General features: G+C 70.2%; 4 protein-coding genes. 1 reads left to right on the forward strand and 3 read right to left on the reverse strand.

Features of this window, described 5'->3' with window-relative positions; translation table 11 throughout:
- Window positions 1-128: 128 nt before the first annotated feature.
- The 3 genes from JS521_RS26075 to JS521_RS36840 form a co-directional block, all read right to left on the reverse strand.
- Complete coding sequence (locus tag JS521_RS26075) at window positions 129-1,682, reverse strand: ABC transporter substrate-binding protein (RefSeq protein ID WP_205085418.1); 1,554 nt, start codon at window positions 1,680-1,682, stop codon at window positions 129-131.
- 248 nt (window positions 1,683-1,930) lie between these two features.
- Window positions 1,931-3,337, reverse strand: coding sequence for a metallophosphoesterase (locus JS521_RS26080; RefSeq protein ID WP_205085421.1), 1,407 nt, complete (start codon window positions 3,335-3,337; stop codon window positions 1,931-1,933).
- Window positions 3,338-3,370: 33 nt separating this feature from the next.
- Window positions 3,371-3,616 carry an SCO4848 family membrane protein gene (locus JS521_RS36840; protein ID WP_010058624.1) on the reverse strand — a complete coding sequence of 82 codons (246 nt, stop codon included), beginning with the start codon at window positions 3,614-3,616 and terminating at the stop codon, window positions 3,371-3,373.
- A 148-nt stretch (window positions 3,617-3,764) separates the two neighbouring features.
- Between JS521_RS36840 and JS521_RS26085 the strand changes: the two genes are divergently transcribed.
- A complete protein-coding gene (locus JS521_RS26085) occupies window positions 3,765-5,138 on the forward strand; it encodes a D-alanyl-D-alanine carboxypeptidase family protein (protein WP_307847954.1) in 1,374 nt (457 codons plus the stop codon).
- The last annotated feature ends 78 nt before the right edge of the window (window positions 5,139-5,216 follow it).

Consider the following 5,216-nt stretch of genomic DNA (forward strand, 5'->3'; position numbering starts at 1 on the left):
GTGGGTGCAGTGTCGCCGGGGGGGGGGGGGGGGGGGGGGGGGGGGTTCGGGGGTCCGGCGCGTTACCCCGCCCCCGCGGGGGGGGGGCCCCCCCCCCCCCCCGGGCGGGGGGGGGGGGGGCGGGTCCGTCAGATCCGGCTGAGCTCCCACAGGCGCCAGGTGCCGGTGCCGTCGGAGAGGTACTGGGAGCCGGCGACCTCGGACTTGGCGACGACGTAGTCCTTCTTCTGCCACAGCGGCAGCAGGGGGACGTCCTCGCCGACCAGCGCCTGCATCTCCTTGAAGTCGCTGGAGGTCCGGCTGCGGTCGCTGAACTGCTGCGTGGCCGCGATCAGCTGGTCCATCCTCTTGCTGGAGTAGCCGCTGTGCAGGACGTTCCCGGTGCCGACGAGCGGCTGGCTGAAGGTGTCGGGGTCCGGGAAGTCGGGGAACCAGCCGACGGTGTACATGTCGTACTTTCCGGCCGCGTACTCCTTCTGGTACTTCGTCCACTCCACGGCCCGGACCGAGACCTTGAACAGCCCGTCCTTCTCCAGCTGGCGATGCAGCTCGGCGGTCTCCTTGGTGTACATGTCGCCCTCGCGGTAGGCGAAGTCGATGGCGACCGGCGTCTCCACCCCCGCCTGCTGGAGCAGTTGCTTCGCGCGCGCCGGGTCGGAGGAGGGGTAGGCGTCGAAGAACGGGGTGCTGTGCCCGATGTAGCCGGTGGGGATCAGCGAGTACAGCGGGTCGACGGTGCCCTGGTAGACCTTCCGGACCAGCGGGCCCCGGTCGAGAAGCGCGGCGACGGCCTGGCGGACCTTCTTCTCGCCGAACGGCGAGTCCGTCCGGGAGTTGAAGATGATGTTGCGGATCTCGGCGCTGGCCGCCTCGGTCACCCGCACGTCCGGGTCGTTGACGTCGAGGTCGGCCAGCGTCTCGGACGGCAGCTGGCGGTGGGCGATGTCCACCTCGTCGTTGTCCCAGGACGTCTGCAGTTCCTCGGAGGTCTTGAAGTAGCGGATGTTGATCGCTTCGCCGGTCTTCTTGAGCGCGCCCCGGTACTTCAGGTTCGGCACCAGCTCGGCGCTCTTCCCGGGCTCGTACGCCTTGAGGACGTACGGACCGGAACCGTCGACCTGGTTGCCCGCGCGGAGCTTGTCCCCGGGGTACTGGGTCGGGTCGACGATCGCCCCGGCTCCGGTCGCGATCTTCTGCGGGAAGGTCGCGTCCCGGCCGGACAGGTTGAACGTGATCGTGCGACCCTCGGTCGACACCGACTTGAGCGTCGGGAAGAGACCCGCGGGGCCGACCTCCGACTTGATCCGGAAGATCCGGTCGAAGGAGTGCTTGACGTCCTCGGCAGTGATCTTGCGGCCGTTGGAGAAGGCCAGGTCGTCACGGAGCTTGCACTGGTACGTCTGGAGCTTCTGCCCGACGAACCCGCAGCTCTCGGCGGCGTCCGGCTCCGGGGTGACGGCGTTGGGCTTGAACGTCATCAGCGACTGGTAGATGTTGCTGTAGATCGCCCAGGAGCCCGCGTCGTAGGCGCCGGCCGGGTCGAGCGAGGTGACGACGTCCGATGTCCCGACCGTGATCGCGTCGGTCTTCGCCTCCCCCGACGGGAGCAGTTGCCAGGCACCGACGCCCGCTATGACCAATACCGCGAGAATCGCGAGAATCCGTACCCGGACCGACCGCATTGCCGTGCTCTCCCTTACCAGCCCCACCACGGCGGTCGCGTTTGTGACGCGTACGTCGCCGCATGTTCGCGCTTACCCAATCACACGATTTTCACATCTGGAAGAGTAAATGTGGCACTCACAGCCTTTTGTTGGACACGTGCGGGAAGCCCTGTCCGAAAAGGCTGTTTCCTACCTCCCACCTGCGGCTTTCCGTCGCTGACGGTGACCCTTCGGTGTGGATTTCATGATGACGGGACGGGCATGCCCTAGGCCTGACGGGAGGCCAGCTCCACAACGGTGATGTCGGCCGGGGCGCCCACCCGGACCGGCGGGCCCCAGGCGCCCGCGCCGCGCGAGACGAAGAGCTGGGTGTCGCCGTAGCGTTCGAGCCCGGCGACGGTGGGGTTGGCCAGCTCGGCGAGGTAGTTCCCGGGCCAGAGCTGTCCGCCGTGCGTGTGGCCGGAGAGCTGGAGGTCGACGCCGTGCTCGACGGCGTCGTGGATGACGACCGGCTGGTGCGCCATCAGGACGGCGGCGCGGCCCCGGTCCCGGTCACCCAGCGCGCGGGCGAAGTCGGGCCCCTGGCCCTCGGTCTCGCCCGCGATGTCGTTGACGCCGGCGAGGTCGAAGCCCTCGATCTCGACCCGGGCGTTCTCCAGCGGGATCAGGCCGAGTTCGCGGACGTGATCGACCCACTGCTCGGCGCCGGAGAAGTATTCGTGGTTGCCGGTGACGAAGTAGCTGCCGTGCCGGGCCCGCAGGGCGGCCAGCGGTTCGGCGGCGGAGCCCAGGTCCGCGACGGACCCGTCGACGAGGTCGCCGACGACGGCGACCAGGTCGGGCGAGGTCCGGTTGATCGTGTCGACGATCCGGCGGGTGTGGGCGCGGCCGAGGATCGGGCCGATGTGGATGTCGCTGACCACGGCGATCCGGAAGCCGTGGGCGGCGCGGGGCAGTCTGGCCAGCGGGACGGTGATCCGCTTGACGCTCGGCCCGCTCAGCACGTTGTGCGTGCCGTACCCGACGGTGGCGAGCCCGGCGGCGGCCGCCGCTCCGCCGACGACCCGGGAGACGAAGAGGCGGCGGGAGGGGTGCGGGACGAGGGCGGGCGCGGGGGTGCTGTCGGCCGCGGCAGAGACGGTGGCCGCCGGTTCCGTTTCCGGTTCCGCCACCGGGTCGGGAGCATCGGATGCCGTACGCGCCACCGCTTCCGACGGAGCGGAGACCCCGTTGGAACCGGACGTCACGAGCTTCTCGGTACGGGGTCGGGTCTCGTCCGAGACCTCTGCGGGGGTGCCGGAAGTCTCCACGGGGGTTCCGGAAGCCGTTCCGCTTTCCGCCCCGGTCCGCGCGGCGTCACGCCGGGCGAGGACCCGCAGGAGCACCGGACGTACGACCTCGCCGACGAGCAGCGCCAGCGTCAGGTAGAGCAGGCAGGCCAGCCACAGGAAGCCCGGCCAGGCCAGTACCTGCTGGAGCCGGAAGGGGGCGCCCACCCGGCCGGACGTCATGGCGCCGACGCTCAGCAGCGGCAGGACGAAGGCGGCGACGGTGCCCACCCGGCGCAGCACGCTGCCCGGTGCGGTGGTGTCACCGACGAAGCGCCGCCACAGATACCGGTGCACGGCGCCGAGCAGCGCCAGCACCACGAGCGCCACCAGAGCGAAGACCACTGCTGCCATCCGAGCTTCCCCATGTTCCCGTCGTCATGCGCGCGTGTCGCGCAAAGCCCGGACTCCGCGCAACCCGATCACGCCGACCGCCGTCCCCAGAAGAAAGGACGTGATGGCGAGCAGCAGGTGCACCCAGAAGTAGCCGGTCGGATCACCCGCGTCGTCGAAGGCGAGGCCACTGCCGTCCTGCCACAGATTTTTGACGAAAGTGATCCAGATGAACCAGCTCCACACCCCGAACGCGAGCAGGAACCAGGACACGCGGCGGCTGAGCTTCATGGGTCCAGTATCGCCGCCGCCCTCCGGTCCCCTCCTCCGGGGTGGTGCCCTCCGGGGTGACGTCCGAACGGGGCCGTCCCGGCGTTCCCTGCGGCGGGTCCGCCGGTCCGGGTCCTCATCCACATCTTCGCCCTGTACGTTTCCGACCGTGCCTGCTCTGAAAAAGATCGCCCTCACGGTCACCTCCGCCGCCTTGTTGTCCGGTTTCGTCCTCAGTCCCGCCGCGGCGGCCGACAAGGACAAGAGCGACGACAAACAGCCCAAGCCGCCGAGCACGATGTCGAGCCTCGGCGGGGAGCAGCTCGGCAAGGCCGGCACCCAGGTCAACCTGGGCCCGGGGGCGCCGGTGCTGCCGAAGAAGCTGTCGGGCCGGTCGTGGATCGTCGCGGACGCGGAGAACGGGGACGTCCTGGCGGCGCACAACTCCCACTGGCGGCTGCCGCCGGCCTCGACCCTGAAGATGCTCTTCGCGGACACGGTGCTGCCCGCGCTCCAGCCCACCGAGATCCACAAGGTGTCGGAGGACGAGCTGGCGGGGGTCGGCGAGGGCAGCAGCCTCGTCGGGATCAAGGAGGACCACACCTACACGGTCCACGACCTGTGGCTCGGGGTGTTCCTGCGGTCGGGCAACGACGCGGTGCACGTGCTCTCGGAGATGTACGGCGGTGTCCCGGAGACGGTGACCGCCATGCAGAAGCACGCCGAGGAGCTCCAGGCCCTGGACACCGTGGTGGTATCGCCGGACGGGTACGACGCGCCGCGCCAGGTCTCCAGCGCCTACGACCTGACGCTGATCGCCCGCAGCGGAATGCAGAAGAAGGACTTCCGCGAGTACGCGGCGACCGCGTCGGCCGACTTCCCCGGCGAGAAGAAGAAGGGGAAGAAGCGCGAGTCGTTCGAGATCTCGAACACCAACCGGCTGATCACCGGGGACATCGGCGTGGACCCGTACCGGGGCATCGCGGGCGTCAAGAACGGCTACACCACCCACGCGGGCAACACCTTCACCGGCGTCGCCGAGCGCAACGGCAAGGTCCTGCTGGTCACGGTCATGCACCCGGCGGCGGAGGAGAGCCACGCCGTCTACAAGGAGGCCGCCCACCTCCTCGACTGGGGCTTCGCCGCGAGCGGCAAGGTGACCCCGGTCGGCCAGCTGGTGCCGCCGAAGTCCGTGGACACCGGGACCGCCATCGGCGGCAAGGGCGCGGCGCCCGCCGCCGGCGCGGACCAGGGCACGGGGGGCCAGGCGGAGGCCACGCACGCCTCGGCCTCGAAGGGTTCCGGCGGGGTCGGGATCGCCCTGGCGATCATCGGCGGTCTGCTGGTGGTGCTGGCCGGCGCGGTGTTCCTGGTCAACCGCCGCTGGCCGCTGCCGGGCCTGGGCGGCCTCAGCGCGCTTACGGCGGACGCACGGCAGACGAAGGACGCGGCCGGGGCGGACGCGCCGGAGACGAAGGACGCGACGAAGACGGCCGAGCCGGCCGCCTCGGCCGCCCCGACCACGACGACCGACAGGCCCTAGGTGTATTGACCCGCAGGGTTGTTCACGCGGCTGATCGGGGGTTGGCCTCCGAGTGCGGTGTGGCAGCGGTGATGGTTG

This window comes from Streptomyces durocortorensis, assembly GCF_016901035.1.
In the GTDB taxonomy this organism is placed as follows: Bacteria; Actinomycetota; Actinomycetes; order Streptomycetales; family Streptomycetaceae; genus Streptomyces; species Streptomyces durocortorensis.

What these genes read in the sequence shown, in the direction of transcription:
- JS521_RS26075 (WP_205085418.1), bottom strand. Translation starts at nt 1,682, where the DNA reads ATGCGGTCGGTCCGGGTACGGATTCTCGCGATTCTCGCGGTATTGGTC.
- JS521_RS36840 (WP_010058624.1), bottom strand. Translation starts at nt 3,616, where the DNA reads ATGAAGCTCAGCCGCCGCGTGTCCTGGTTCCTGCTCGCGTTCGGGGTG.